The sequence below is a fragment of the Puia sp. P3 genome (assembly GCF_050632245.1).
Taxonomy (GTDB): domain Bacteria; phylum Bacteroidota; class Bacteroidia; order Chitinophagales; family Chitinophagaceae; genus Puia.
Window position 1 is genome coordinate 6,879,038 of record NZ_CP192583.1, and the last position, 26,283, is coordinate 6,905,320.

General features: G+C 53.2%; 37 protein-coding genes and 3 pseudogenes. 11 read left to right on the forward strand and 29 right to left on the reverse strand.

The genetic code is table 11. The features are described 5' to 3' along the window. Positions 1-34 precede the first annotated feature (34 nt). Entirely contained in the window at positions 35-685 is a 651-nt protein-coding gene (locus ACQ86N_RS43430; RefSeq protein ID WP_431212487.1) for a hypothetical protein, read from the forward strand. 21 nt (positions 686-706) lie between these two features. Here the strand turns inward: ACQ86N_RS43430 and yidD are convergent, their stop codons facing one another. The 26 genes and pseudogenes from yidD to ACQ86N_RS43560 form a co-directional block, all read right to left on the reverse strand. Then, positions 707-1,009 (reverse strand): membrane protein insertion efficiency factor YidD, encoded by a 303-nt coding sequence (gene yidD, locus ACQ86N_RS43435; protein ID WP_431212488.1) that lies wholly within the window; start codon positions 1,007-1,009, stop codon positions 707-709. Beyond that, on the reverse strand, positions 1,006-1,620 hold the full coding sequence (locus tag ACQ86N_RS43440) for a ribonuclease P protein component (protein WP_431212489.1): 615 nt from the start codon (positions 1,618-1,620) through the stop codon (positions 1,006-1,008). Before ACQ86N_RS43440 ends, yidD begins: the two co-directional genes overlap by 4 nt. Positions 1,621-1,686: 66 nt before the next feature. Then, positions 1,687-1,842, reverse strand: coding sequence for a 50S ribosomal protein L34 (gene rpmH, locus ACQ86N_RS43445; RefSeq protein WP_303590712.1), 156 nt, complete (start codon positions 1,840-1,842; stop codon positions 1,687-1,689). Between the two features lie 104 nt (positions 1,843-1,946). After that, positions 1,947-2,768 (reverse strand): glutamate racemase, encoded by an 822-nt coding sequence (murI, locus tag ACQ86N_RS43450; protein ID WP_431212490.1) that lies wholly within the window; start codon positions 2,766-2,768, stop codon positions 1,947-1,949. Positions 2,769-2,953: 185 nt separating this feature from the next. Beyond that, complete coding sequence (locus tag ACQ86N_RS43455) at positions 2,954-3,277, reverse strand: OmpH family outer membrane protein (RefSeq protein WP_431212491.1); 324 nt, start codon at positions 3,275-3,277, stop codon at positions 2,954-2,956. Position 3,278: 1 nt separating this feature from the next. After that, complete coding sequence (locus ACQ86N_RS43460; protein WP_431212492.1) at positions 3,279-3,470, reverse strand: hypothetical protein; 192 nt, start codon at positions 3,468-3,470, stop codon at positions 3,279-3,281. Between the two features lie 128 nt (positions 3,471-3,598). Then, on the reverse strand, positions 3,599-4,174 hold the full coding sequence (locus tag ACQ86N_RS43465) for an OmpH family outer membrane protein (protein ID WP_431212493.1): 576 nt from the start codon (positions 4,172-4,174) through the stop codon (positions 3,599-3,601). A 57-nt stretch (positions 4,175-4,231) separates the two neighbouring features. Then, positions 4,232-5,098 (reverse strand): BamA/TamA family outer membrane protein, encoded by an 867-nt coding sequence (locus ACQ86N_RS43470; RefSeq protein ID WP_431212494.1) that lies wholly within the window; start codon positions 5,096-5,098, stop codon positions 4,232-4,234. Positions 5,099-5,153: 55 nt separating this feature from the next. After that, positions 5,154-5,468, reverse strand: coding sequence for a hypothetical protein (locus ACQ86N_RS43475; protein ID WP_431212495.1), 315 nt, complete (start codon positions 5,466-5,468; stop codon positions 5,154-5,156). Next, a complete protein-coding gene (locus tag ACQ86N_RS43480; RefSeq protein ID WP_431212496.1) occupies positions 5,431-7,020 on the reverse strand; it encodes a BamA/OMP85 family outer membrane protein in 1,590 nt (529 codons plus the stop codon). Before ACQ86N_RS43480 ends, ACQ86N_RS43475 begins: the two co-directional genes overlap by 38 nt. Before the next feature lie 192 nt (positions 7,021-7,212). Continuing rightward, positions 7,213-8,022, reverse strand: coding sequence for an isoprenyl transferase (locus tag ACQ86N_RS43485; protein ID WP_431212497.1), 810 nt, complete (start codon positions 8,020-8,022; stop codon positions 7,213-7,215). 47 nt (positions 8,023-8,069) lie between these two features. Beyond that, entirely contained in the window at positions 8,070-8,345 is a 276-nt protein-coding gene (locus ACQ86N_RS43490; protein WP_431212498.1) for a hypothetical protein, read from the reverse strand. Positions 8,346-8,352: 7 nt separating this feature from the next. Further along, positions 8,353-8,682 carry a DUF6089 family protein gene (locus ACQ86N_RS43495; RefSeq protein WP_431212499.1) on the reverse strand — a complete coding sequence of 110 codons (330 nt, stop codon included), beginning with the start codon at positions 8,680-8,682 and terminating at the stop codon, positions 8,353-8,355. A gap of 522 nt (positions 8,683-9,204) precedes the next feature. After that, positions 9,205-10,002 carry an NAD kinase gene (locus ACQ86N_RS43500; RefSeq protein WP_431212500.1) on the reverse strand — a complete coding sequence of 266 codons (798 nt, stop codon included), beginning with the start codon at positions 10,000-10,002 and terminating at the stop codon, positions 9,205-9,207. A 49-nt stretch (positions 10,003-10,051) separates the two neighbouring features. Then, positions 10,052-10,960, reverse strand: a complete 909-nt coding sequence (locus ACQ86N_RS43505; protein WP_431218043.1) for a hypothetical protein — start codon at positions 10,958-10,960, stop codon at positions 10,052-10,054. Positions 10,961-11,195: 235 nt separating this feature from the next. After that, a pseudogene (locus ACQ86N_RS43510) lies at positions 11,196-11,360 on the reverse strand (POTRA domain-containing protein); the annotation flags it as partial. A gap of 224 nt (positions 11,361-11,584) precedes the next feature. Beyond that, the gene (locus tag ACQ86N_RS43515; RefSeq protein ID WP_431218044.1) at positions 11,585-11,848 is read right to left on the reverse strand and encodes a hypothetical protein; all 264 of its coding nucleotides are present in this window, start codon (positions 11,846-11,848) and stop codon (positions 11,585-11,587) included. A gap of 295 nt (positions 11,849-12,143) precedes the next feature. Then, positions 12,144-12,191 (reverse strand): annotated as a pseudogene (locus ACQ86N_RS43520) (hypothetical protein); the annotation flags it as partial. A 216-nt stretch (positions 12,192-12,407) separates the two neighbouring features. Continuing rightward, the gene (locus tag ACQ86N_RS43525; protein WP_431212501.1) at positions 12,408-12,761 is read right to left on the reverse strand and encodes an alpha/beta fold hydrolase; all 354 of its coding nucleotides are present in this window, start codon (positions 12,759-12,761) and stop codon (positions 12,408-12,410) included. Next, on the reverse strand, positions 12,758-13,183 hold the full coding sequence (locus ACQ86N_RS43530; RefSeq protein WP_431212502.1) for an alpha/beta fold hydrolase: 426 nt from the start codon (positions 13,181-13,183) through the stop codon (positions 12,758-12,760). The genes ACQ86N_RS43525 and ACQ86N_RS43530 overlap by 4 nt, the downstream gene beginning before the upstream one ends. A 335-nt stretch (positions 13,184-13,518) precedes the next feature. Next, the gene (locus tag ACQ86N_RS43535) at positions 13,519-14,052 is read right to left on the reverse strand and encodes a CvpA family protein (RefSeq protein WP_431212503.1); all 534 of its coding nucleotides are present in this window, start codon (positions 14,050-14,052) and stop codon (positions 13,519-13,521) included. Next, positions 14,052-14,504, reverse strand: a complete 453-nt coding sequence (locus ACQ86N_RS43540) for a GatB/YqeY domain-containing protein (protein WP_431212504.1) — start codon at positions 14,502-14,504, stop codon at positions 14,052-14,054. Before ACQ86N_RS43540 ends, ACQ86N_RS43535 begins: the two co-directional genes overlap by 1 nt. Before the next feature lie 10 nt (positions 14,505-14,514). Continuing rightward, positions 14,515-14,792: pseudogene (locus ACQ86N_RS43545) on the reverse strand (gliding motility protein GldC). A gap of 80 nt (positions 14,793-14,872) precedes the next feature. Beyond that, complete coding sequence (locus ACQ86N_RS43550; protein ID WP_431212505.1) at positions 14,873-15,097, reverse strand: hypothetical protein; 225 nt, start codon at positions 15,095-15,097, stop codon at positions 14,873-14,875. A gap of 28 nt (positions 15,098-15,125) precedes the next feature. Next, positions 15,126-15,662 (reverse strand): hypothetical protein, encoded by a 537-nt coding sequence (locus tag ACQ86N_RS43555; protein WP_431212506.1) that lies wholly within the window; start codon positions 15,660-15,662, stop codon positions 15,126-15,128. Then, positions 15,653-15,904 (reverse strand): hypothetical protein, encoded by a 252-nt coding sequence (locus ACQ86N_RS43560; RefSeq protein ID WP_431212507.1) that lies wholly within the window; start codon positions 15,902-15,904, stop codon positions 15,653-15,655. The genes ACQ86N_RS43555 and ACQ86N_RS43560 overlap by 10 nt, the downstream gene beginning before the upstream one ends. A 347-nt stretch (positions 15,905-16,251) precedes the next feature. On the opposite strand from ACQ86N_RS43560, the gene ACQ86N_RS43565 reads away from it, so the two are divergent. From ACQ86N_RS43565 to tatC (ACQ86N_RS43605), 9 genes are all read left to right on the forward strand, one after another. After that, on the forward strand, positions 16,252-17,391 hold the full coding sequence (locus ACQ86N_RS43565; protein WP_431212508.1) for a choice-of-anchor E domain-containing protein: 1,140 nt from the start codon (positions 16,252-16,254) through the stop codon (positions 17,389-17,391). A gap of 217 nt (positions 17,392-17,608) precedes the next feature. Further along, a complete protein-coding gene (locus tag ACQ86N_RS43570) occupies positions 17,609-17,869 on the forward strand; it encodes a DUF4290 domain-containing protein (RefSeq protein ID WP_431212509.1) in 261 nt (86 codons plus the stop codon). A gap of 25 nt (positions 17,870-17,894) precedes the next feature. Continuing rightward, entirely contained in the window at positions 17,895-18,311 is a 417-nt protein-coding gene (locus ACQ86N_RS43575) for a DUF4290 domain-containing protein (RefSeq protein WP_431217836.1), read from the forward strand. Between the two features lie 223 nt (positions 18,312-18,534). Further along, positions 18,535-19,389: a UDP-N-acetylglucosamine 1-carboxyvinyltransferase gene (locus ACQ86N_RS43580; RefSeq protein WP_431212510.1), complete on the forward strand. Its 855-nt coding sequence runs from the start codon at positions 18,535-18,537 to the stop codon at positions 19,387-19,389. Then, positions 19,286-19,840, forward strand: a complete 555-nt coding sequence (locus ACQ86N_RS43585) for a hypothetical protein (RefSeq protein ID WP_431212511.1) — start codon at positions 19,286-19,288, stop codon at positions 19,838-19,840. Before ACQ86N_RS43580 ends, ACQ86N_RS43585 begins: the two co-directional genes overlap by 104 nt. Then, positions 19,837-20,418: a guanylate kinase gene (gmk, locus tag ACQ86N_RS43590; protein WP_431212512.1), complete on the forward strand. Its 582-nt coding sequence runs from the start codon at positions 19,837-19,839 to the stop codon at positions 20,416-20,418. Before ACQ86N_RS43585 ends, gmk begins: the two co-directional genes overlap by 4 nt. Positions 20,419-20,536: 118 nt before the next feature. Then, positions 20,537-21,814 (forward strand): hemolysin family protein, encoded by a 1,278-nt coding sequence (locus tag ACQ86N_RS43595; RefSeq protein ID WP_431212513.1) that lies wholly within the window; start codon positions 20,537-20,539, stop codon positions 21,812-21,814. 329 nt (positions 21,815-22,143) lie between these two features. Next, positions 22,144-22,671 carry a twin-arginine translocase subunit TatC gene (tatC, locus tag ACQ86N_RS43600; protein ID WP_431212514.1) on the forward strand — a complete coding sequence of 176 codons (528 nt, stop codon included), beginning with the start codon at positions 22,144-22,146 and terminating at the stop codon, positions 22,669-22,671. Between the two features lie 17 nt (positions 22,672-22,688). Then, on the forward strand, positions 22,689-22,958 hold the full coding sequence (gene tatC, locus ACQ86N_RS43605; protein WP_431217837.1) for a twin-arginine translocase subunit TatC: 270 nt from the start codon (positions 22,689-22,691) through the stop codon (positions 22,956-22,958). A 126-nt stretch (positions 22,959-23,084) separates the two neighbouring features. On the opposite strand, the gene ACQ86N_RS43610 is transcribed toward tatC (ACQ86N_RS43605), so the two are convergent. The 3 genes from ACQ86N_RS43610 to ACQ86N_RS43620 form a co-directional block, all read right to left on the reverse strand. Further along, on the reverse strand, positions 23,085-23,588 hold the full coding sequence (locus ACQ86N_RS43610) for a hypothetical protein (protein WP_431212515.1): 504 nt from the start codon (positions 23,586-23,588) through the stop codon (positions 23,085-23,087). Positions 23,589-23,606: 18 nt separating this feature from the next. Beyond that, a complete protein-coding gene (locus ACQ86N_RS43615; protein ID WP_431212516.1) occupies positions 23,607-24,581 on the reverse strand; it encodes a deoxyhypusine synthase family protein in 975 nt (324 codons plus the stop codon). A 237-nt stretch (positions 24,582-24,818) separates the two neighbouring features. Continuing rightward, a complete protein-coding gene (locus ACQ86N_RS43620) occupies positions 24,819-25,271 on the reverse strand; it encodes a hypothetical protein (protein WP_431212517.1) in 453 nt (150 codons plus the stop codon). 367 nt (positions 25,272-25,638) lie between these two features. Between ACQ86N_RS43620 and ACQ86N_RS43625 the strand changes: the two genes are divergently transcribed. Continuing rightward, the gene (locus ACQ86N_RS43625; protein ID WP_431212518.1) at positions 25,639-26,262 is read left to right on the forward strand and encodes an ACP phosphodiesterase; all 624 of its coding nucleotides are present in this window, start codon (positions 25,639-25,641) and stop codon (positions 26,260-26,262) included. The last annotated feature ends 21 nt before the right edge of the window (positions 26,263-26,283 follow it).

A 26,283-nucleotide genomic window follows, 5' to 3' on the forward strand; every position in this document is an offset into this window, starting at 1 on the left:
GCCTTAAATTACCATAAACCATCATTACTTCGTCATGAAAAGAACATCCCGTTTCCTGTTAATCTCAGCAGTGGTCTGCTTTGCCGCCTGTAAAGGTCACGAAAAGAAAATATTGGTATACGCCAGCGGCGATATTCAGGTCGACAATACCAGGCAGCATATCACCGTAGCAGACGGCACCACCCACCATGAACAGGAACTGGATTTCACCAGCGGCGACCCCGTCAACCTGGATATCCAGGCCCCACAGGGAAAGATCACCCTTACCGCCACCGACGACGGTCTGTATATCGCCAACCTCAAGAATGACACGGTCGTCGGCAGCATGCAGCACGTCGGCGCGGAAGGCGGCGAAGCAAGGATCACCCAGGACGCACTGAAACAAAAACTCGACAGCCTGCAAAAACTGGCCGTCGGTCAGAACGTTAGCGAAGCCAATAAAAATTATTTTATCGTTCCCGGCAAGATCCAAAAGATCAGCTCCGATCCCAAAGGCAAGGTCTTCGGCCCCTTCACTACCATCCCCGGTTCTTTCGACGCGGCATCGGTACCGGAGATCTATAAATTCTACAGCATGAAAGAGATGAGAGAGATCATCGGCAATCTGGAGAAAATGGCCGGCGGAACGCCACAGGTACAAGCCGGACAGCCGGCAGACGACCAGTCAAAGAAAGCCTCCAAATAAAAAGAATTGAATTGATCGCAATCAGTAGTCCCGGTCCACCGCCGGGATTATTTTTTTGTGGGGCAACGGTAGCCGCGGCGACGGGGCGTGTCTCAGGGTACCGGATCCACCCCGTGTCCGCCCCGAGGGATGGCAGCGGCTGATCCGCCGCATCGCCAGCCAGGTTCCTTTGAAGATGCCGTGTTTCTTCAGCGCTTCGATCGCATAGTTCGAGCAGCTCGGCGTGAATCGGCAGCGAGGCCCGATGGCAGGAGAGATCACCCATTGATAGATCTTTATCAACGCGATCAATGGCAAACCAAGCACACGCAATACCTTCCTCATCGTATCTCCTTTATTAGTTTGTGTAAAGCTACGCCGATCTTTTCGGTCACGGTCGGATAATCGGGGAGGTCCCTGCCCGTATAGATAAAGAAGACGGCCATCGACAGCCCCTTTTCTTCCAGCCGCCGGAGGAGCGGCTCTTTCTGAAGGCGATAGCCTTCCCGGCTCAGGCGCTTGATCCGGTTACGGTCGACTGCCCGTTTGAAGTTACGCTTGCTGGCGCCGAAACCGGCGTGGAGGGGGCCTTTGGCCTTGTATGGTTCGCGGGCTGAGGTGGATGCGCCGGCCGGGGTTGGCCCGCTGTCTGTGGTTGGCTCGCGGTCTGGGGTTGACTCGCGGTCTGGGGTTGACTCGCGGTCTGGGGTTGACTCGCCGGCCGGGGTTGGCCCGCTGTCTTTGGTTGACTCGCGGTCTGGGGTTGACTCGCCGATCCCGGCGGTCGGATCGGGTGCCCCATTCAGCGGGTGGGAGGCGTGCCCAACCTGGGCCGTTTCGAGTAGGAAATAGACCCTGTAGGGGAAAAGCCCGAAGCTCCTCCCCTCCTTAAAAACCTGCTCGATCCGCTTGCGGCTTTTAAGTTTCTCTTTCTTCCAGGTAAAATTGCGATCCATTGGACATAACAAAAATAGCTCCGGGATACCCCGAAGCTATCAATTCTTTATTGAAGAAGACACCGCCTATTTTAATTTCGATTCGTCAGAAATAGTCAACTTCTTACGACCCTTCTTGCGACGGCTAGCCAGAACCTTGCGGCCATTGGCAGTCTGCATACGCTTGCGAAAACCGTGAACAGTCTTCCGGCGACGTCTGTGTGGTTGAAATGTACGTTTCATTCTATAAATTTTGTCTTGTCAGAAAATCAATTTCAATCATGACTACGGGTCACCATACCCGTCGCCGGTGAAAGGGACGGCAAAGGTAAGGAAAAAGTGGAAAACTATACCAACCCAACATGCTCTGAGCGCAAATTTTCCCCATAAAATATACTGGCATGATTATCAAAATCTTCCGGAGAGTCTGTGGTGTAAAAACTGAGCCGGCCCCCTTTGCTGCAGCGGGTTTCCATCTCCGGGTGACGGCCGAGGTAGTCGGCCAGACTGTCGGCAACGATCTCCCCCTGCGAGATCAGCGTCGCTCCCTGGGGCAAAAACCGGGAGATCTTGTCCTTCAATAGCGGATAGTGTGTACAGGCCAGCAGAACCGTATCGATACCGGGCGCCTGTTCCTGCAGCTGGTCGAGGTATTCCTTTACAAAATAGTCGGCTCCGGGTTTGTCGTGCTCGTTGTTCTCGATCAGGGGCACCCAGAGCGGGCAGGCCTGCTGATAAACGGCCAGGTCCGGAAAGAATTTTTCAATCTCGATAGGATAGGAGCCCGACAGCACCGTACCACGTGTAGCCAGTACTCCCACCTTGCCGCTGCGGGTAAAATTGCCGATCACTTCCGTCGTCGGCCGGATGACCCCGAGTACCCGGTTGGACGGAGCGATATTCGGCAGGTCATTCTGCTGAATGGTGCGAAGCGCCTTGGCGCTGGCGGTGTTGCACGCAAGGATCACCAGCGGGCAACCCTGATCGAATAACCAGCGGACACACTGTAAGGTATAGTGGTAGACGGTTTCGAAAGACCGGTTGCCGTATGGCGCCCGGGCGTTGTCGCCGAGATAGACATAGTCGTACTGAGGAAGACGGCCCACCATGGACTTGAGGACGGTGAGGCCGCCGTAACCGGAATCAAAAACACCAATTGGATGCCGCATGGGACAAAGATACTGGACGCGCGTGAACCGCGCAACGGAGGGACGTGAACCATGTGAACCGCAACCACGGCCAGGCCCGGGGGAGGTCAGGCCCGGGGGTGGGCCCGAGGGACCCACCCCTAAAATACGAAAGCGCCAGAGAGAACTCTCTGGCGCAAGCGTTATCGTGGTACAATGAACTCGGACTATTTAACCCCCAGCTTCTTCTTCACGAGGGGCAGGATATCTTCGGCGGGCGGGCTAACGAGCAGCGCCTCTTTCGTCAGCACGTATGCATAACCATTCTCTTTGGCTACGGCCTGAACAGCGTCAACAGCCTTTTTCTGGATCGGAGCGATCAACTCCTGCTGCTTCTGCTGATACATCTGCTGAGCCTGCTGCTGCCAGCCCTGCAGCTTGACGAGCAACTCATTCACTTCCCTTCTCTTCATTTCCAGCTGAGCTTTGGTGAACTTGACGGAATCTTTGGAGTTAAGTACGCTGTCTTTCTCGTAGTACTCCTTTCTCATATCATCGAATTGCTGACCCAGCGCACCCCTGGTAGTCGTTCAGCGCTGTATCTGCCTTCTTGTATTCAGACATGGACGGGATCAGCTCTTGCAGGCTGATATAGCCGATCTTGTTACCGGCCTGAGCCTTAACAGAATTGCCCGCCATCATCAGGCCCATAACCACCGCTACGATTGAAACAATCTTTTTCATTTTGTTTTGATGTTTGTTTGTAAAGACCGCAGGGCAAATACGCATGCCGCCTGTCTCTTATAGTTTTTGTTGTTTTGCTCCTTTATGTGAACCGCTGAACCGCCGAACCTCGGATCACCCGGGTCGGGTTATTTTATACCCAATAATTTCAGCACATCTTCGCTCTTGTCCAGTTTTGGGTCGGCAAATATAACAGTAATTCCCTCACTTTTATCCAAAATAAAGTCGTACATTCTGTTAACAGCGAGTTGTTGAATGGCATTGTAGACCTTGTCCTGGATCGGCTTCACCAGGTCCTGCCTCAATTTAAAAAGATCTCCTTCGAAGCCGAACCGCTTGCGCTGAAGGTCGCGTACTTCCTTCTCCTTGTTGAACAGCTGATCCTCCCTCTTTTTCTTCAGCGTATCGCTCAGCATAACCTGTTCTGCCTCAAAGTCCTTATACATCTTGTCCAGCGCCGACTGTCTGTCGTCGATCTCCTTCTGCCACTGCATGCTGGTCTGGTCCAGCCTCTTCTGCGCATCCTTGTAGTCCGGCATCTTGTCGAGAATGTATTTGGTGTCTACGACCGCATAGCGTGCCTGGGCATGGCCGGCGAAAGCAAAAGCCAGCGCGCAGACAACGGAAAGAATTAGCTTTTTCGACCGTACGCTACTTCTTTTAAATTGCCGGTCGGAACCTCGCAGGTCATTCGCCTGCGTCATTAAATGGGTGTTGCTCGGTTTCATGGTCAGTCCTGATTAGGAGGTCAATATAATCAATTAATCCGGTTCATATCCTAACATAAAGGTAAATCGGGTAGCGTCCCTGAGTGACCCGTTCTGGATGCGATCAAGCCCGATACCGTAGTCGAAGCCCAGCAGACCAAACATCGGGAGGAAGAAGCGCATCCCCACCCCCACACTCCTACGAAGACGGAAGGGGTTGTAATCCGTATAGTTATACCAGCCATTCGCCGCCTCGAAGAAGGTCAGACCATAGATGGTGCTGCTGGGATTCGTCGTGAAAGGGTAGCGCAGCTCAAGGGTATACTTATTAAAGATGGTAAAGAACTGGCTTGCCTGCTGCTGGTCGGGGTTGACCTTGGGATCGGAGTTCTCATATACCGGATAACCCCGCTGCGAGATAATGTCGTAGCCCAAAAGGCCGAAGTTATTGGTCAGGCCGGCATCCCCCACCTGGAAGCGCTCAAAGGGAGAGAAGCCCAGACCGGCATTGTAGCGACCCATGAAGCCGTACTTGGCAGAAGCCTTCAGCACGAACTGTCTGCTCTTGTCGGCGCCCATCGCGTTCCCGATCGGCAGGTACCAGTCGCTGGTGAAACGCCATTTGTGGTATTCCGGCAGTTTGTAACTATCCGCCTGTGTCAGCCCGTGGTCGATCGCCGAATAGGGCGGCGTGAGCTGAACGCTTAGCAACAGGTTCGAACCGCGTCTCGGATAGATCGGCTGGTCCAGATCGTACCGGCTCAGAGCCAGCTTGAAACTGAAGTTCGTAGACCGGCCGTTACGGAACGCCGAGGTGAACAGTGGGTAGTTATTCAGGTCATACTGCGTATAGTTGACGGAGTAGGTCAGCGTAAAGAAATCGTCCGGCCATTTCAGCTGCTTGCCCAGCGCGACGGTCACACCGAAGTTCTTCAGGGAGTTGGTGTCGCTGAACGAATAGGTATTGGTACGGAAGTTATAGCCACCCGTGCGGAAGACGCTGCGGTAGAGACTTACCGTCAGTGAATTTCTTTTTTGCCCCCAGCCAGGGCTCGGTGAACGAGAAGTTATAGGACTGGTAGGCCTTACCGTTGGACTGGATACGCAAACTCAGTTTTTGGCCGTCGCCTTCGGGCAGGGGCTGCCAGGCGTCCTTATGGAAAATATTCTTGATGGAGAAGTTGGCGAATGTGATACCCACGGTACCCGTCAGACCGATACCACCACCCCAGCCGGCTGAAAGCTCCAGTTGGTTACCCGACTTCTCTTCCACGGTCCAGTTGATATTCACCGTCCCGTCTTCCTCGGTTCGGAGTCACGCCGGGGTTGATCTTCTCCTGGTTGAAGAAGCCGAGGTTGGCGATCTGGCGGGTCGAACGGACGATATCGCTTCTGCTGAACTTGTCGCCGGGCACTGTGAAAAGTTCGCGACGGATCACGTACTCGTTGGTCTTGTCGTTGCCGGCGATGGTCACGTCCTTGATGGTCGCCTGAGGACCTTCCGTCATACGGATCTCAAAGTCGATCGTGTCATTATATACAGAGGTCTCTACCGGGTCGACGTGGAAGAACAGATAACCGTCATCCATATACAGACCGCTGATGTCGCCGCCTTCCGGGGACATTTGCTTGCCGAGTTTCTTGTTGAGGATGTCCAGGTTGTAGACGTCGCCCTTGTGGATACCCATGATCAGGCTCAGGATGGAATCGGAGTACTTTGTATTCCCCTTCCAGGTGATATTACCGAAATAGTATTTATGGCCTTCGTCAACCTTGATGGCGACGTTCAGGTGTCCGCGGCTGCGGAGATTGGTCGTGTCGACATAGGTCGTATCCTTTACGATGGTCGCGTCGCGGTAACCCTGCGAGTTATAGTAGTCGACGACCTTCTGCTTGTCGGTCTCGAATTTGGTAGCATTGAACTTCGCCGAGCTGAACATCTTAAAGCGGAACCACGGATCGAGGAATTCTTTGGTGCTGGTAAAGGACAAAAAGCCCCAGTTCCTCAGGTACTGTCTCAGCGTGATCGAATCGTGCGGCCCGTACGGAGTCTGGTTCGACGGCGGAAAAAGGGTCATGCGGCTGAGTTCCTTGGTGTCCTTTAGTTGCTTTTTCAACTTGTTCTCGCGGACGGCGTCGTTGCCGAAAAAGCTGATCTGATAGACCCGGACCTTGGGGCCCTTGTCGATCATAAAGGTCAGGATCTCCGAGTTGGCAACAGTTGGATCACGGACCTCCGAAGTGGTCACCGCGACAGTCTGGTATCCCTTGTCGGCATAAAAACGTTTGATCGCCTGGATGGCCGACCGCTTCATGTCCTCCGTAATAACCCGGCCCTTGATCAGCCCGGTCTTGGTCGTCAGGTCATCCCCATCACCCTTCTTCACGCCTGGTCCCCTGAAATAGAAATTACCGAGGCGGGGACGTTCCGTCACATTGATCTCAATATATATATTGTTACCTACGACGCGGGTGAAGTAGATGGCGATATCCGCGAACAATCTTTGTTTCCAGAGGTTACCAATAGCCTTGCTGAAGTTGTCTCCGCCAGGGATGGTTATCTTATCGCCGACGGTCAATCCGGAAATAGAGGTCAGAAGCGTTTCGTCGAGATATTTGGTACCGGTGATCTTTATGCCTGCAATAACGTATTCGTGTGGAGGATTTTTAGGATTGGAAAGGTCTATAAGCGCCGGGTCGATGGAAGTCGGATGCGTAGTATCGGCGGCTGGGATCGTGTCGCGTTTGGGAACGTTCGTCGTGTCCTGACTTTTTGCAGCGAATGTGTTCAGTAAGCAGTAAGTGGTCAATAAAAAAACGCAAATCAGCGATCTTCGTTGCATCCAGTCGGTTTTTTAAATGTGCCGGAAACTCGCTTTAAGAGATCGGTGCATTCCGGCAATTGCACTGATTTCTGTCCCTGGGACGCCCGCATAGCGGCTTGAGGCGGCAAATTAAGGGGATTTATACAAAGTCTTTGTTAAGAAGTTTCGTCACAGCCACTTAATCAAACTTAGTGACTGTGCCGAAAGGGTCTAACGATTGTCCTTTGGACAAAATGCCTCCGGCGTTTTAGGAGTGCCCTCAGGAGAGATCAAATCTTGTTGAATCTGAGCGCTTGTCTTTCCAAAACGCCTCTCCCGGCCTTGAAAATCGAGGATGGCCTCATAGAGATTCTTCTTACGAAAATCCGGCCAGCGAACACCGGTGAAGTATAATTCAGCATAAGCGAGTTGATATAGCAGAAAATTACTAATACGATATTCGCCACTGGTGCGAATCATGAGTTCGGGATCCGGAAAGTCCTTTGTCGAAAGGTACTGCTGGAGTGTGTCCTGGGTAATAGCGGCAGGGTCAAGCTTTCCGGCGCGTACGTCCTGGGCGAGGCTCTTAACGGCTTCGGTCAACTCCCAGCGGCTGCTGTAGCTGAGGGCCATCACGAGATTCAGTCCGGTGTTGGCGGCCGTGAGCTCGAGGGCCTCATTCAGCTCGTTGCGGGCATATTCCGGCAGCATGGTCATATCCCCGATGACGTGCAAACGAATATTGTTCTTATTCAGTGTGCCGACCTCGTTGCGAATCGTCTCGACCAGCAGCTCCATCAGTCCGGTGACCTCATAGGCCGGACGGTCCCAGTTCTCAGTAGAAAAAGCATACAGGGTAAGATAGCCGATGCCCAGTTCGGCGCAGCCTTCCACGATATCCCTCACGCTTTCCACGCCGTGAAAATGACCAAATAGCCGATCCTGACCCTTCTCCTGGGCCCAGCGACCATTCCCATCCATAATAATTGCTATATGGCTGGGCAGCTTCTTTAAGTCTATTTTTTCCTTCAGCTCGTCCATGGAAGACGTTTATGACCCCTTTCGGGATTTGGGGCACAAAGATAGGGCTATTTCGCCGAAGGGCATTTATAGGAGGTTAAATTAAAGCTCAGCGTCACCTGCGCCGTCAGATAGCTGTCCTTCTGATTGGAGTAGCCCCTTTGGCGGCCCTTGATCCCGATGGGCTCTCCCGTCGCACCCGACCGGTCCTGAAGGGCATACCACACCGTCGGCGTGCCGTCCGGCAGGGTCTGCGGACGAGCATCCGGGGCGTAGGTCGTGCTGACGTCGTCGATATAGTCGGTAGTCGTGAACCGGTAAAGAACCTCAAAACCCAGGTTCATCTTCCTGTTAAGGCTGTATTTGACGCCGACCCCCAGCGGAAAGCAAACCGCCATCGATCCGTAGGGTTTCCGGTCCGGATACAGGGAAGAGCCCTGACCCTCCGTCCCAGCTGGCGCAGATAGACTTTTGTCCCTGATAATAGGCATAGGGATCGTAGTTGAAGACCCCGACGCCGAAAGTTATATAAGGAGTAAACCGGTTGTATGCACTACCCGGAATGAATTTCAGGAAATTGAAATCGCCCTGCAGCGCCAGTTCCCAGATATTGCTGTTAAAACTGAGGTTCCGCCGGTACATGAACTCATTCGACTTGTTGTACTTGTCGGAATACCCCACGAAGCCATACTGCCCCCTATTCTGACGGCTACATAATTACCGAACTGTTTCCGGAAAAAGGCGCCCACTGCCAGTCCCGGCCTGTTAAAACGGGGGTTCGGATTCAGGTCGCCAAAATAATGTGCAGCCCCCAGCGAAACACCATACTCTCCCTCCTGCACAATCGCTTCTTCCTGCGCTGAAGCCCGAAAACAGAAGGTCAACGCCAAAAGAAGGCCCAAAAAAGACTTTTTCATCGTAGTAAAAATTTATTTACCGGAGATCCGCTTCCCCGAAAACTAGCGAATCTCCGGCAAAACGCTAATTATTGAGATCTTCGCCACCCAACACCGTTGGGTGTCTTGATCGGCGACTTCGCTATCCTCGTCCCCGGACGAGGTCTTTCCATGGCCTCGGGTAGTGTAAAATTGGCTTATATGGGATAGTTGGAGAGTGAGCTTTTTTAGTTCCCGGTATCAAGCCCCCAGGAGAGCTTTCCCCGCAATGTCTGCAGGAAGTTATTTTCGTTCAGGCGGATGAGGCTCAGCGTAAAGCTTCCCTGCGTACCGCCAGTTGAACCTGCTTGTCGACGATCTCCTTTCGGGAATCGAGGACACAGATAAAATTCTCCGCACGTCCTTCCACTTCGAAAGAGATGATATTATTATCAGGTACAACGATGGGACGCACGTTCAGATTGTGTGGCGCCACCGGAGTAATTACAAAACTGGCCGAATCGGGGAAAACTACCGGTCCCTGGCAGCTGAGGGAGTATCCCGTCGACCCTGTGGGGGTAGCGACGATCAGACCGTCAGCCCAATACGTATTGAGAAATTCTCCATTAAGATAAGTGTGGATCTTGATCATCGGAGAAGTGTCCGTCTTGTGGATCGCAAACTCATTCAGACCGTAGGGCACCTCCCCGAAAAGCGGCAGGTTGGCGTCGAGGTGTATCAGAGACCGCTGGTCCACCAGAAAAGTGCGGTTTGCCGTGGCAGTGACCGCCGTGGTGACGTCCTCCCTGCCGATGCTCGCCAGAAACCCAAGCCGGCCAAAATTAATGCCCAGGACGGGGATGTTCTTGTCCCTCACCAGCGACACCGTATCCAGCAGCGTGCCGTCCCCGCCCAGACTGATGATAAACTCGATCGACTCATCCAGATCGCCGGGATCGGTAAATGAGCCGATCCCCTCCGGCAGGTTGAGCGAAGGACCGATCTTTTCCAGGAATGGTTTGTACATCACCGGATGCAGATTCTGGCGGGTCATTTCCTCCAACAAATGCTGTACGTCTTTCTGGAACTCATACTCGATAACCCTGCTGTATATTGCTACCCTCATTTGGAATAATTATGTGCCGGACGAAACTTTTTCAGCGTTTCCTGGTCACTCAGAAATCGTTTCGGATATGTAAAAATAGCCCGTTTTGCCCTAATTGGTTAAAGCCATAGTCGAACTTGAAGGAAAGGTCGTAAAAAGTAACTATATCCAGGCCAATTCCGGCGGTATAAAGTCCCCTGTTGACCAGCGAATTTGCGGTAAAATCCCGATTGTAGGCATATCCGTAGTCGGAAAAGGCCGTGGCGAAGACCCGCAGGGGGATATGGTCGTGGGAGACGCTGCCCCGGATGGGGATATTGACGTTGACCAGTTCGCGAAACAGGGTATTACGCAGGACCATACCCGCCGTTCCGTCGATGACATAACGGTCCAGGCCCCGGATATATACGTCGCCGTAGCCGATAAGCGTCTGATTATAGAAAGGCTGGCTGAGCGGTCCTTTCAGAACATTGATGTTCTCGAAGCCAAACCATAGTTTCCTGCCCAGCGGCCAGCTGCGGACCAGACGGGTGGACAGCAGCCAAAGGTTCATATCCCGGTCGATACCCCTGCGCGTAAGCGAAGTCTCGAAGATGATCCCCCTCAGCGGATAGGATACGTAGTCCACGTCGGTGTAGTTGAGGGTATAGGTCAGCTGCGGATATACTATACTTCTTCTTTCGTTCTCCAGATAGTGCGGATTCCAGACGGTGACCGCGCTGTCGATACGGGTAGAGGTGAGTGTAAAGTTGAGGACGTGCCGCACCTTCAGGCGGGGCCGGTAAAAATAGCGGGCTGAAAATGACAGCTGTCTGCTGAGATATTTCCCTGCATAGGGAATGGTATCCGAGTTGATAAACCCCTGCTGGTTGCCCACCGTCCGGACGTCCAGTTCTTTCTGCGCGATATAGTTGAAGCCAAAGCCAAACCCGTGTTTCAGCTTGCGGTCGAGATAGGGCAGGTTGTAGTAAAGTTCCAACTGTTGGGCATAGCCGGTGATGAGCCAGTGCGGTCAGGTTGTCATTGCGGCCTGTAAAATTATAATAGGTGAATTTGGCCCCGTAGTTGATCCGGTTGAGGTTGTAGTGCTTCTGCGACCAGGCGGCGAAATTACGGTCGACGGGTTTGAAATAAGGAAGGGGGAAAATATACCATCGCTCTTTCACGTCGATCTCGACGTCGACTACCTTGCCGTTGAAGGACCTGGCAAATACTACGACCTCGTTGAAAAGATGGGTATTGATCAGCCGGTCGTGTACATCCCTGAAACCTTTTACCAGCTGACCCAGCGTGAGCGTGTCGCCTGTTTTAAAGGAGAGTTCCCGCGTCACGATATAGGTCCTCGTCTTGTGGTTGCCTTTGATCAGGAGGTCCCCCACGACACAAACGATCGGGTTGAGGGTATCGGACGCGGGGACCGCGGCGGTGTCGGGTACTGAGGGAATAGAGGGGGGTAGGGTACGTAGGGAATGGAGGGGGCCACGCAGAGGGCGGGGGTGAAGCGGGCATACCAGCCGGAAAGGAGAAATGAGGCGGGTTTTGCGCGAAAACAGAAAGATCCAGGGAAACGGCCAGGATTATAAAGAATAATCTCATCCCCGCCTTAGATATTCAGGTAGTTCATCAGGTGGTCGTAGTTGCTGCGGAGCTCGTTCTCGTACAGCTCTTCGCCAAAATAATATTTTATCTGGTATTCGTACCGCTGAAAAGTAGCGACGATATCGGAGATCTCGGCCTTGTTGATCCTTAGGGTGATATAAAAGTTGCCGGACGTGCCGTCCTTGTAGGTATTCAGCTGGATGATCTGCGCGTCGTTGGTTTCCACCAGCTTGGCTATCTCGCTGAATGAAAAGCTCACTTTTTCCATCTCCAGGACGATGATCCCTCCAAGGTCGTTGACGCCTGCCGTCCGGCCCAGCGTGTCTCAGCAGGTCGGTGGCGATGATGGCGCCGGCGTATTCCGATTCGCCCGAGACGACGGGGATTACGGTCAGGCCATTCTCGTTGACCAGCTGCACCGCTTCATAGAAGAACCCGTCGGCGTGTGCTGCGATCTTCGAGAAGGATGGCTGCAGCTGTGCCAGCAGCATTTCGTCATTCTCGACATTCAGCAGGTCGTCCTCGCTGACCAGGCCGGCCAGTTTGTCTTCCACGACCACCGGAAGATGGGTGACGTGAAAATCAGCCATCAGGTCCAGCGCCTGGGACACCGGGTCGTTAAGATGCAGGGAAGGAATGGCTGATGATATGACTTCTTTGTTTAGCAAAACTGCTGTTGTTTCCTTTATTTCGTGGCGTACTGCGTACGCCGAATATAATTCCCGTTAATAATTGTTGCCCTTCGACCCTCGCCACTTGCGCGGCCCCCGGTCGTGGGCTCCGCCCAGGGACGCAGACGCTACCGCGTCTTCCTATAGACGAAAAAATCAGGCTACCGCTGCTGGCTCGTTCAGTTTTCGCAAAAATTTAAGCAAAATAGTATTGAACTCTTCCGGCCGCTCCATCATGGGGGCGTGACCGCATTTGTCAATATAATGGAGCTCGCTGTTGGGTATCAGTTTACGGAACTCCTCTCCCACAAAAGGCGGAGTTATCGCGTCGTTCCTGCCCCAGATAAGCAGGGTAGGCTGTTTTATCTGGCTGACCTCTTCGCCGAGATTGTTCCGGATCGCGCTTTTTGCCAGGGCGATGATCTTGACGGCCTTGATGCGGACGTTGACGGTCTCGTATAATTCGTCGACGAGCTCCTTGGTAGCCATCGCCGGATCGAAAAAGGTCAATTCAGTTTTTTCCGAATATATTCATAATCCCCTCTTTTGGGGTAAGTATCGCCCATTCCGTTCTCAAAAAGTCCGGAACTACCTGTCAGGATCAGGGATTTGACCCGTTCGGGATGTCTGAGGACGTACATCAGGGCGACATGGCCGCCAAGGGAGTTACCCAGTATATTGATATTTTTATAGTCGCGGTATTCGACGAACTTATGGACAAATTTCTCCAGGCCGCCCACGGTCGTATGCAGCAGGTCCAGATCCAGCAACGGCAACAGGGGTACCACCACTTTATACTGATGGCGAAAATAGTCAAGCTGACCGCTGAAATTGCTCAAAGCCCCGAACAACCCATGCAGTAATAGCAGCGGCTCACCTTCTCCTACCTCGATGAATCTGAACTTTTCTTCTTGTTTGATTTCGTATTGCATCAGCTAATAAGATACTTTATGCCATTTATAACCGGCAAAAACTTGTCACAAAAATAGGAACTTCGATCTTGCCACCGGCAAGATCTCGTTCGCAACCTTCGGCAAAACCTCGTTTGTGCCGTAATCCGCTAATAATTTGAACCGGACTCCGTCCGGTTTGGACGCTAAAATAAACGTTTTAACCCAAATAAACACCTACCCTAAAGGTACAATCTACACTCCGGTCTCTTCCTACTCTCAGAAGGCACACAGATCACCATTATAAGGACAATTATAATTTAAAACTGCCTGCATTACAACAATAACCGACATTTTTTAAAATGGTTTTCCGGTTTTTACAGTTTGTTGCCAAGCCGGCCGAAAAAATCTTCCAGTTGGGCGAACATTCCCTTGAACCACGGTACAAATTTACCGAATTCGTCGATTACTACCGGACCCCATGGCCGGATAAAAGGGTATATAACAGAAGCGGCGACCGTATCCGCAGACAAAAGATGGATCTGCACGGCATAGAACAGCAGGACGCTCAGTATTATGGTATATATCGCCGCGAAGAAAAGAACTCCGGCCAGTTTGTTCAGCCAGCCCAGCAGGGCAAGGTCGACGGCCTTCTCCGCCAGTTTGCCACCGGCCCGCACTGCAATCACCACTGCCAGGAATACCGCCAGGAAAGCAAGTACCGGAAGCCAGCGGGAAGAAATGGAAGAGTGAACCCTTCCATAAGCGGCCACGACGGCCGATAGTTTGATGGCGGCCGCCAGCCCAATGACGAGTGCCACCGCAGAGACGATGGCGATGATGAACCCCTGCCTCAGCCCCCTGAAAACAGCCAGGACCATAAATATCAAAAACAGGACGTCGATCGTCATTATTTCGACAATAGCTGTTTTGCAGCGGCGCTGATCGCTTTTCCGTCGGCCTGACCCGCCAGCTGTTTGGTCGCGGCCCCCATCACCTTGCCGATATCGGCGGGCGAGGACGCGCCGGTCTCAGCAATGATCTTTGTCAGAGCCGCCTTCAGGGCCTCCTCGTCGAGCTGTTTGGGCAGAAACTTTTCGATGACCGCGATCTCTTCCTCTTCCTTTTTCGCCAGATCGGCCCGATTCTGCTGCTGAAAGATCTCGAGCGAGTCCTTCCGCTGCTTCACTAATTTTTGAAGCAGTTTGGTTTCGTCGTCCTCCTTTAGCTCGCCGCCGGCGCCTTCGGAGGTCTTGGCCAGGATGATCGCGGCCTTGATCGCGCGAAGTCCCCGCAGTGCGCCTTCGTCCTTTGCCAGCATAGCCGTCTTCAGTTCGGCCATTACTTTTTGTTCCAGTGCCATATGCTATGAGTTATAGTTTGTTTGTCTTCATCTGCTGTTCCCTGAACTTCTTATAGAAATCCTCGGCAAACCGTTTGATATCGCTGACCTGTATCGGGTCCTGGGTTGCCCGCTGCCAGGTGTCGGCCATTGTCATCATGGTCTGGTAAAAAAGTCGGCCATTTCGTCGATCATCATGTCTTTTGTCCAGAGATCGATACGCAGCGCGGACTTATCCTCGCCATCCCAGAAGGCCAGCATCATTGCCTTTGCCCTGCGGGCCTGTTCCGGTCCTCGAATCCGACGCATTCCAGCGGATCTCTTCGGGCACCCGGTCCTTGTCAAGGGTTACATCAATATTTATAGAAGAAGTTGCCATAGCGCGCAAGTTAACGGTTTCTTACATACTTCCCGCTGCCGGAGGCATGATCACCCGCGACAGTGCTGCCCATATGGCGTCCGAGGGACCGCTGTGGCCGGAATTCCGCGACCCGGGCTCCGCCCTTTTCTATAAGCTCCCTCCGCAGGCGCTCGTCCTTATAGATCGTCATCATCTGTGCCGCCAGTGAAGCCGGCTCCTCCATCTCCGCCACCAGTACGGCATCCCCGCCCACTGCCGGAGTCCGGGATTATTTCCGATGATCACGGGCACCTCAGACCGCCAGGCATTGAGTACCGGCACGCCCAGCGTCCTGGACGGGTACGGGAACAAAAAGCATAGGCCGCGGCGGCTAGTTTTTCTTCCGCCTCTCCCTGCTGCGTCCAGCTGACGTCCTCCCGATATTTGTAGGTCTCCAGCCGCTGACGCAGGCCCGTTTCCGGAAGGGAATCCCCACCGGCGAGGATCAGTTGTAAATTAGACAGCTGCCTTTTCTTGAAGAGGGAAAAGGATTTCAGCAGCTGGGTGATGTTCTCTTCACCAGTGGCGGACACGTTTGCCAGAAAATATTCCTTACCGGTGGCGTAGGTTTGTTTGATAGCCTCTCTTTCGTCGGGAGATAGTGGCGGCGTCTCCTGCGATGGCCAGGCGGACAATACGATGAATTTGTCGCCGCCGCCCAGACGATCTTTATCAGTCTCAGAAAAACAAAATACCAGCGAGGCCCGGGCCACGCTTTCCTTCACGCGGCTTGAATATAGCGGCAGGTATCCCCCGCCGTTCGCGGCATTCACGGGCATCCAGAGGATCTGAGGGATCGCCCCTTCGCTGCGGCTATTCCCCCCGTTAGTACGACCGCGTCGGCCCGATACTTTTTCGCCAGGCGGGGAATCAGCCAGTCGTACCATGCACGCCAGCCGGCCTTTCCGGGAATAGCCCTGCGGGCAACCACAGAAAATCCAGCGGGCAGTTCGGTGATCCCCATCCACTTCAGCAGCTGTTGGTGACCGTTGGTCCCGCCGACGAGAAGGGTCCATTGCACTCCGTGCTGGCGGCTAATCGCGGCGGCGGCGGATAAAATAAAACTAGGTCTTTCGGCGACTGAACCCTCTGCAAAAAGGGGCCGGCAATCCATCAGAATGAGCATGGTTCAAAGGTACTCCAGATGGCGGTAAACCGTGACCTGAAAGGTTTTATCCACATTTTGCGGAGATCATATATTTGATAATCAATGGAATGAGTATAACAAATAGTTTGTAAAAATGTGGTTTTTACGATCCCGGCAAATCGGGTAGTAACGCTTTGGCTCCATTCTTGTAGTTTAATAATTTTACCATGAAGCCCTTTGGGGGTTTCTTTAATCCGATATTCTCACGAAAATCCGTGCTTATGAAACGTGTGTACACTCCTGTGCTTGTCGCAATATTCCTGTCCATATTGTCGGCAAACCCCATCCACTCACTGGCCCAATGCAACTGTAGCGTTGGTCACCCAGCCACTCCCATCGACTATTATGTATCGATGCCGCTGACCAACGCTTCCACGTCGTATGTCTTCTTTCCGAAATTCGATCCTTCCGTCGGGACGTTGTTCTGTATGAGGATCAGCGATTCGGTTACCTGCGTGTCCCAGATGGACTGTTATAACAAGTCACCCGATACGACGATCTATAAATGGCTGCTCACCATGTCCGGCGATCTCACGGGGCCATCGATCGACGTCAATCAGAATACCTCGAAGATCTATGGCCCGGATACCCTGGCCGGTTACGACATCGTCAACAACGTCAACGGCCCGGGGTCTTATATTACCCATGGTCCGGATACGATCTTCAACAATACCACCGGAACGCAGCAGATAAGCTCTCCTCCCGCCGGCTACATTGGCGCGGGCAACTTTGCGTTCTCCTTCCAGCTGACAGGCGGCGCAATCCCCACTCTGGGCGGGTCGAATTACAACGCGCAGGTCGTTACTAACTACTGGGGCACATTTCATCTGACCTATTACTGGTGTCCCGCCGGGCCACTGGCAACGGATATAACAGATTTTACGGCTACCCCGGACCGCAGCATCATACTGCTGCAATGGCAAACATCCAATCAACAACCCAATACCCACTATGAGATCCAAACAAGTACAGACGGCAAGAACTTCTACAGCATCGGAGAGACACAAGGCGACGCTTCTCCAGCAGGTACTACTTCAAAATACCAGCATCAATACCACGCTGATCCGGCTAATATGGCCAAGCTCTATTTCCGGGTCCAGGAGACGAGCCTTAGCGGGAAGGTGAGTTATTCGGCGATTGTCATTATCGATCCGAAGGGCGCGGCGCCAGGACCGGATGACATCAGCTACCGGACCTTTCCCAATCCCGCTACGGGCAGCCTGACCTTTCAGTTCAATATGAACCAGACGGGTCGCTTCCTGATAGAGCTGATCAGTACCTCCGGTCAGTCCGTCCAGCAAAAGCGGTTACCCTCACCGGTACCAGCCAGATCAAACTCGACCCGGCGTCCCGGCCGGTAAAGGGGCTCTATTTTTTGAGGACCTCCGACCTGACCCATAACCGTCAATACACCAGTAAAGTGTTTATTGAATAGTTTCATAGCTTCATGTTGACTCCATGATGGCTGGGTTAGCCCCAGCCATCTTTTTGTTGCGCAGCCGGGTCCGATCCGGCGGGTATCTTATTATTGGGTCTTCGGCCCTTTTTCCTATATTTGTTACCTAAATTAAGTGTGTAATGGAATATAATACCACGCGGAACCACCTGATCATGCGTGAATACGGACGGCATATTCAAAAGATGATCGAATACCTGCTGGTCCTCGAAGACAAGGAAAAACGGCAGCGGAACGCACAGGCCGTCATCGAGCTCATGGGCTTTCTCAATCCCCACCTTAAAAACGTGGAGGATTTTCGTCATAAACTCTGGGATCACCTTTTCCTGATCTCCGATTTCAAGCTGGAGGTCGCATCCTCCTTACCCCATCCCCACCCGTGAGACGCTGCGGGCCAGGCCGCAGCCCCTGCGCTACCCGAAAAGGTATCCGAAGTTCTCCCATATGGGCAAGAATCTCGAGATCGTGATCAACAAGGCTCTCGCGGAAGAGAATCCCGACAAGCGCAACGGCTTCGCCAACGCCATCGCCTATTACATGAAGCTGGCCTATAACAACTGGCACAAGGAGACCGTCCATGACGACGCTATCCAGCAGGAGCTCTCCAACCTGACCAACGGCCAGCTGGAGTTCACCAACACGCCCTATGTCAAGTTCCGCCCCGACCAGCCCCGCGAACGCGAGCAGCGCAGCGGCAATTTCGACTACCGGAAAGGCCGCAACCAGAAGTTCCAGCAGCGGAATAACAACCGCAACGACCGGAACAACGACAACCGCGGAGGAAATAATAATAACAATAACAAGTTCAAAAAGAAAAGATACTAGCCGCTGCCCGGTGATCATTTCCGGTTAAAGCGAAAACCCTAATTTTACGGCGATACTGACCCTGGTCACTATCGCCTTTTTTGAACCGCCGGCGGCGGTTCGTCCGCAGAGACAGACGTTAGCGCATATGCTACGGGTGCGCGATTTTTTCTGGTTGCGCATCCGTAGCAAATTTTTTGAACCGCCGGCGGCAGTTCGTCATTCGCAAAAAAACCAATAGTCTGTGAACTCTTTCGAAGTCATCGGCGGCAAAAAACTAAAAGGGGAGATCATCCCACAGGGCGCAAAAAACGAGGCCTTACAGATCATAAGCGCCGTACTCCTCACGCCGGAGAAAGTAACGATATCCAATATTCCGGATATCCTCGACGTCAACCTCCTCATCGAGCTGCTGGGCGAAATGGGCGTTAAGATCGACCGGACGCAGCGGGACACCTGCACCTTCCGGGCAGATTCCGTCGATATCGACTTTCTCCGCAGCGACGCCTACCTGAAAAAGAGCGGGAGGCTGCGCGGCTCGGTAATGGTCGCCGGTCCTATGCTGGCCCGCTATCGTAAAGCCTATATCCCCAAGCCCGGCGGCGACAAGATCGGCCGCAGGCGACTGGACACGCATATCATCGGATTTGAAAAGCTCGGCGCGAAGTTCGACTACCAGGAAGCCAAGGGCATATTCCATCTGGAAGCGCCGCACCTGAAAGGCTGCTACCTGCTGCTGGACGAGCCCTCCGTCACCGGAACGGCCAATATCATCATGGCCGCGGTCATGGCCGAAGGCACGACGACGATCTACAACGCGGCATGTGAACCCTATATCCAGCAGCTATGCAAGATGCTGACGCGTATGGGCGCGAGGATCCGCGGCATCGGCAGCAATCTCCTCGTCATCGATGGGGTCAAATACCTCGGCGGTACCGAACACCGGATGCTGCCCGATATGATCGAGATCGGATCGTTTATCGGCACTGGCCGCCATGACGCAGAGCGAGATCACGATCAAAAATGTAAGCGTCGAAAATCTTGGCGTCATCCCGGACAAGTTCAGACAGCTGGGCATCCAGCTCGAGCTGCGCGGTGACGATATCTATATTCCCGAGCAGGACGTATACGAGATACAGAGTTTCCTGGACGGCTCGGTACTGACGATCTATGACCACCCCTGGCCCGGGTTTACGCCGGACCTGCTGAGCATCGTCCTGGTGGTAGCCACGCAGGCAAAGGGATCGGTGCTGATCCACCAGAAGATGTTCGAAAGCCGCCTGTTCTTTGTCGATAAGCTCATCGATATGGGCGCCCAGATCATCCTCTGCGACCCGCACCGCGCCGCCGTCATCGGCATGGGGAGGCAACACCACCTGCGGGGTATCACGATGAGCAGCCCCGATATCCGCGCCGGGGTAGCCCTGCTGATCGCCGCACTGAGCGCAGAGGGGAAAAGCACCATCCAGAACATCGAACAGATCGACCGGGGATACCAGCATATCGACCAGCGCTTGCGACAGTTGGGTGCCCAAATCAACAGAATATGAGTGAGTTAGCACATAAGATAATCATTATTACCGCCCCATCCGGCGCCGGAAAAACGTCCATCACCCGTTATCTGCTGGACAAATACCCCGGAAAGCTGGCCTTTTCAGTTTCGGCCGCCACCCGGAGCCCCCGGAGTTATGAGCAGGATGGGACGGACTACTATTTTCTTAGTCTGGACAATTTCAAACAAAAGATCCAGCACAACGAATTTGTGGAATGGGAAATGGTCTATGAAGGGAAATACTACGGTACCCTGAAAAGTGAGCTGGAACGCATCTGGAAGGCTGGGAAAACGCCCCTTCTGGATATCGAGGTCAAGGGAGCCATCCATATCCGGGAACAATACCCGGACACCACCCTCGCCCTCTTTATCGAGCCGCCTTCCGTCGACGAGCTGCGCCGGCGCCTCGAGAACCGCGGCACGGAAACGGTCGAAAGCCTGCTCGCCCGGGTAAATAAGGCCTCCTATGAGCTGTCTTTCAAGCACCATTTCGACCAGATAATCGTCAACGACGACCTAAATAAGGCCTGTAAGGAGGCGGAAGCGGCTATCGACGCTTTTGTGGGGCTACAGTAGCCCGGGGCCCGGAGTTTGCGGGCTACCTTTTTCGCGGTTCACACAGTACCGGCCAGGGGATGGGCTCCGGGCTCCCCTGATTTAAAAACCTCGGTTTTTCGAATTATCTTACAGCCGTATGCATTTCATCAATACCAATACGCTGGTCGGAATAGTGCTTTCCCTGCTGGCCCTTGCCTTTTTCGCAGGTATCGAAGTCGCCTTCGTCCGCGCCAACCGGCTGGCTATTGAGCTGAAGAAGAAACAGGGGCTCTCCAGCGGGCTCATCCTGTCGAACTTCATGGATCATCCGGCCCTGTTCATCGGCACCACCATCGCCGGGTTCAATATATTCCTCGTCATCTTCGCCCTGATGATCGGCGAGACCTTTATCCCCCTCTGGAACTGGCTGATCACTATCGTGCATATCCCGGGCGGGTACGTCAACGCCTTCCGCCTCTGCGCGGAAACGGTTTTCGCGTCGTTCATCATCATCCCTTTCGGCGAATTCATCCCAAAAGCCTTTTTCGGCGCAAAGAGCGACAGGGTCCTGAGCGTATTCGCCAGGCCGATGGAGCTGCTGAGCCGCCTGTTATACCCCATTTCCGGCTTCTTCGCCGGGATCTCGCAGTGGGTGCTGAAATACGTTTTTAACGTGCGCATCGACGACCGCAAGGCCATATTCGCCGGCATCGACGTGGACAATGTCCTCGAGCAAACGGGCGATTCCGAAGAGGACTCCAAGGACCTGAGCCTGATCAAGGCGGCGATGGCCCTGCCCAATGTCCGCATCAGGGAATGTCTCGTACCCCGGAAGGAGATCGAAGGCGTGGACATCAGTATGACCATCGAAGAGGTCAGGAAGAAATTTGTCGCGACCCGCCTCAGCAAGCTGATCGTCTACGACGGCAACCTCGACCACGTAATAGGATACGTCCACCAGCTGGACCTCTTTAAGAGCGCGCCCACTATCAAGGCTATTCTGCACACCATCCCGGCGGTACCCGAAAGTATGAGCGCCACGGACCTGATCACCAAGTTCAGCCGGGAAAGAAAAAGCATCGCCTGGGTCGTCGACGAATTCGGGGGCACGGCAGGCGTCGTGACGATGGAAGACCTGCTGGAAGAGATCTTCGGCGAGATCCGCGACGAGTATGACACGGAAGAGTTCGAAGAAAGAAAGCTTTCCAACGACGAATTCATCTTCTCCGGCAGACTAGAACTGGACTATATCAATCGTAAATACGGGCTCGACCTCCCGGAGAACGAATCGGAAACACTTTCCGGCTACATCATCAACCAGCACGAGGCTATCCCGCACCTGAAGGACCGTATCATCATCGGAGACTACGAGTTCGAGATCCTCAACGTCAGCGAGACGCGCATCGAAGAGGTGCGGTTAAAGGTGCTGAAATAGCTCTCTATCCCCTGCTCGCAGGCATTCAGTGCCCCACGTTAACCTATGTTAACCCGTGGTTAAACAGGCTCCGTTATTTCTCCATCTCTTACAAATTAGACAACTTTGTTCTCACAAGACAAAACAGTCACACACCCCTTCTTACAGAAGGTAAAGTTTTTCATAGGTCAGTTAGGAGTAAACAATGCACTCTGTCATGGAGTGCTTGTTTTTTTATACCTATACCAATGATTGACATTTTCAGGTTAACTTCGCGGAGCTTTTTGCATGGAGAATTTCAAAAATCAATGGCTTTTAATCTGTTAAACAGGAATCCTGGCCAGGAGGAAATGTCTTTTGTAGACCACCTGGAGGCTTTGCGCTGGCATATTGTCCGTTCGGCTTTTGCTATTGTCATTATTGCCATTGTGCTCTTTATCAAGATGGACTGGATCTTCGACGTTATCATCCGGGGCCCTATCCGCAATGATTTCGTCAGCTATGTCGGTCTCTGCAACCTCGGCCACAGGCTGCATCTGGGCGATGCCCTCTGCCTCCAGTCCGTCAAGGGCCTTACGCTTCAGACCACCCAGTTCGGCTCCCAGTTCATTTCCAGCATCAATATCGCCATCATCGGAGGCTTCATTGTAGCCTTCCCGTACGTTTTCTGGGAACTCTGGCGCTTCATCAAGCCCGCGCTCACCACGAAAGAGCTGAAAAGCAGCCGGGGAGCCATCTTTTGGGTCAGTTTCTTCTTCCTGACGGGAGTCGCCTTCGGCTATTTTCTGCTGGCGCCCTTTACCTTCAGCTTCCTGTATAACTATACCATCGGTACCGGCGGGGGATCCGGACGATCCCTACCCTGGACGACTATATAGAGAACCTGATTGACATCATCGTCGGCTCGGGTTTGGCCTTCCAGCTGCCCCTGGTCAGCTTTGTACTGACCACCATCGGCCTCGTCACGCCGCGTTTTCTCCGCACCTACCGCAAATACGCCTACGTCGCAATTCTCTTTATCGCCGCAGTCATCACGCCGTCTCCGGACTGGATGAGCCAGACCATCGTCGCGCTGCCCCTGATTCTTTTGTACGAACTGAGCATACGCGTCTCCGTACGGGTCACCAGGCGTCAGGAAAAACGAGACAGGGAAGAGTGGAGCTAGGTGAGACAGGGAATGAGCGAGTCCATCCCGTCGCAGTCGCAAATGATCGTCCCCGAAAGGGATCTTTCGGGGACCCAAATAAAAAGCCGGCCTCATAAAGGGGCCGGCTTCATTTTCAGCAACAGCTTATTCTCCGTGTTTCCTGCGGATATCCATCTTCATCTGACACCGCTCGATATCCGAACGGTAGTCCTTGATCTTGTCGTCGTTCTGGCTTGCCAGTATCGCCTTCTCGAAGTAGAAGATGGCCAGGTCATATTTCTGGCGCAGCTCTTCCGACATTGCAAAACGTCCGTACACCCAGGATTTGTCGATGGTCCGTACCCGCAGACATTTCTCGAGGTGTGACTGCAGCTCGTCGAAACGCTCCATATCCATCAGCAGTGCGGCTATATGAAAATAGGAGTGCGGATACAACGGGTCGCACTTGACGGCGGTCTGAAAATGGTTCTCCGCCTTGGCATAGTCGTCAAACTGCGTCTTGTACAGCCATCCCATCGAGTTGTGGGCCGGAGCGCTATCCGGCTCCTCGTACAGGATGCTTTCATATTTCTTGAACGCCTCCGCGTAGTGGTTATTCTTAATGTCCGCTTCGGCCTCCAGGTACAGCTCTTCAGAATTTGCGTTCATATTGTATATATATTTATTCTACAACCCCAATACCCACGCGAAGATCAGCGGAGCGACGATGGTGGCGTCGCTCTCGACGATAAATTTGGGGGTATTGATGTCCAGTTTACCCCAGGTGATCTTCTCGTTGGGCACCGCGCCGGAATAGGACCCGTAGGAGGTCGTGGAATCGGAGATCTGGCAGAAATAGCTCCAGAACGGTACGTCGTGCCATTCCAGGTCCTGGTACATCATGGGCACCACGCAGATGGGGAAGTCGCCCGCAATACCGCCGCCTATCTGGAAAAAGCCGACGCCTTTTCCGCCGCTGTTCTCACGATACCAGCCGGCCAGCCAGGCCATATACTCGATGCCGTTCTTAACCGTGCTCGCCTTCAGCTCATTCTTAATGACATATGATGCAAAAATGTTGCCCGTGGTGCTGTCCTCCCAGCCCGGGACGACAATGGGGATATTTTTCTTGGCTGCGGCGACGATCCAGCTGTCCTTCGGATCGATCTCATAATACTGTTCCAGCTCGCCGCTGAGGACCACCTTATACAAAAATTCGTGGGGGAAATACCGCTCTCCCTTTGCTTCCGCGTCCTTCCAGACCTTTACTAGGTGTTTCTGCAGACGGCGGAAGGCCTCTTCTTCGGGGATACAGGTATCCGTAACCCGGTTGTAGTGATTTTCCAGCAAATCCCACTCCTGCTGGGGAGTAAGGTCCCGGTAATTGGGAACCCGTTTGTAGTGACTGTGCGCCACAAGATTCATGACGTCCTCCTCGAGATTGGCACCCGTGCAGCTGATGATATCGATCTTACCCTGGCGGATCATTTCGGCCAGAGAAATACCGAGCTCCGCCGTGCTCATCGCGCCGGCGAGCGTAACCATCATCTTGCCTCCTTCCAGTAAATGCGTTTCATATCCTTTGGCAGCGTCGACCAGAGCCGCTGCATTGAAATGCCGGTAGTGGTGGGTGATGAATTGGGAGATAGGACCTTTGTTCATGATTTGCGCTTTTTTAATTGTGGACCGCAAAAATAGCTGATTTTTCCCGATCTCTATATTAAGAAAGGGACAATGGAGCGGCCCGCGAGTCACGAATGATCCGCCGGAACCGAGGCCCGCAGGCGCGGCTCCGGGCCGTTCGTACAAAAAAGAAGGGCTGCCTAAATAGGCTGCCCTTTTCCAACTAAAAACTAACCTGGGGAGAAACTATCTTTTATTTCTTTACATCGATCTTTCTTAGATCGAATCCTTTCTTGTTTTGCTGAATACGCTCCAGAAATTCGTACCCTCTGATTTCAGCACGATCTTCTTGTCGCCGTTCTCGAGCGTGATGTAGTAGGTCGTCTGGTTGTCCGTCGCCATCTCGAACAGGTCGGAGATCCAGTAGTCGGAGTAGTCCTTCTTCAGATCGGTCAGCAGGGTTATGGGCAGCTGGTCGCTCACGATATTGCGAACTACCGCCTGGAGCTCTCCGTTAGTACCATAATAAGCAAAAAGGACCTGTCCGTTCAGCGAAAACGTCGCCCGGCTGTAGCCATTTTTGACTTCCCAGCTGACGTTGCTGGCGGCCGTGAATTCGTTCCGGAATGAGCGGAGAGCCTGTTGATTGACGACTTCATCATTATTAGCGGCGAAAGCGCCGACACCCATCATAAGCATGGTAGCGATGGATAAAACAATCTTTTTCATTTTTTTATTTTTATAAGTTTATGACGTTTGGTTGATGTGAGCTCTATTATAAGACGCGCTCTTTTCTTCCATGTTGCAGCAGTCCGAAAATTTTTTTAGTGGTGCGGCCGTCGATTTATAAAAGAACTATTACTAAGACGAGGGCAAAGCTATTCAGGTTACACCCGCCGCGCAAGCCAATATTGACCAATGGCTGCAGTTGTTAAGCGGGTGTAAACAAGTGCGGGCCGGGAAAGTTTGTGCCTGGCCTAAAACCCTTGCCAGACAAGCATTAGCGCCGAATTCTTAATAAAAGTATAAAATCGTTATTCGTGCTGTTAAAATAAATCTCCGGTGTCCGGCACTCCAAAATTTGATAAATTGTATAATGAATTATCTGGCGCACGCCTTCCTGTCGTTCGGCATACCGGAAATAACGGTGGGCAACCTTATCAGCGATTTTGTAAAGGGTAAGAAAAGATATGACTTCCCGCCGCGAATCCAGCAGGGGATCTCGCTGCACCGGGCGATCGACGATTTCACGGACACCCATCCGGTCAACCGCCGGGCGAGGGCAGTTTTTAAAGAGGCCTACGGCCTCTATTCCGGCCCCATCATCGACGTGGTGTACGACTATTTTCTGGCCAACGACCCGGTAAATTTTGCCGGCGGCAACCAGCTGGCGGAATTTGCCCAAAAGACCTATACCGATATCGCCGGCTGGCAGGCCGTCCTTCCCGAACGCTTTGCCCGGATGTTCCAGTACATGCGCGCCCAGAACTGGCTCCTTAATTATCGTGAGCGGGAAGGCCTCTTTAACAGCCTGCATGGGCTTGCCCGCCGCGCCGCCTATATGGGCGATGCCGGCCGGGCGACCGGGCTCTTCGAAACCGGTTATGACGAGCTCGCCGCCTGCTATACCCTCTTTTTCCCCGAACTGAAGGATTTCGCGCTCCGCACGCTCGGACAGCTGCAGCAGGACGCCGGGGGTGGTCCTCCGGCAGGGACCTGATTTACCCCACTCCCGTACAAG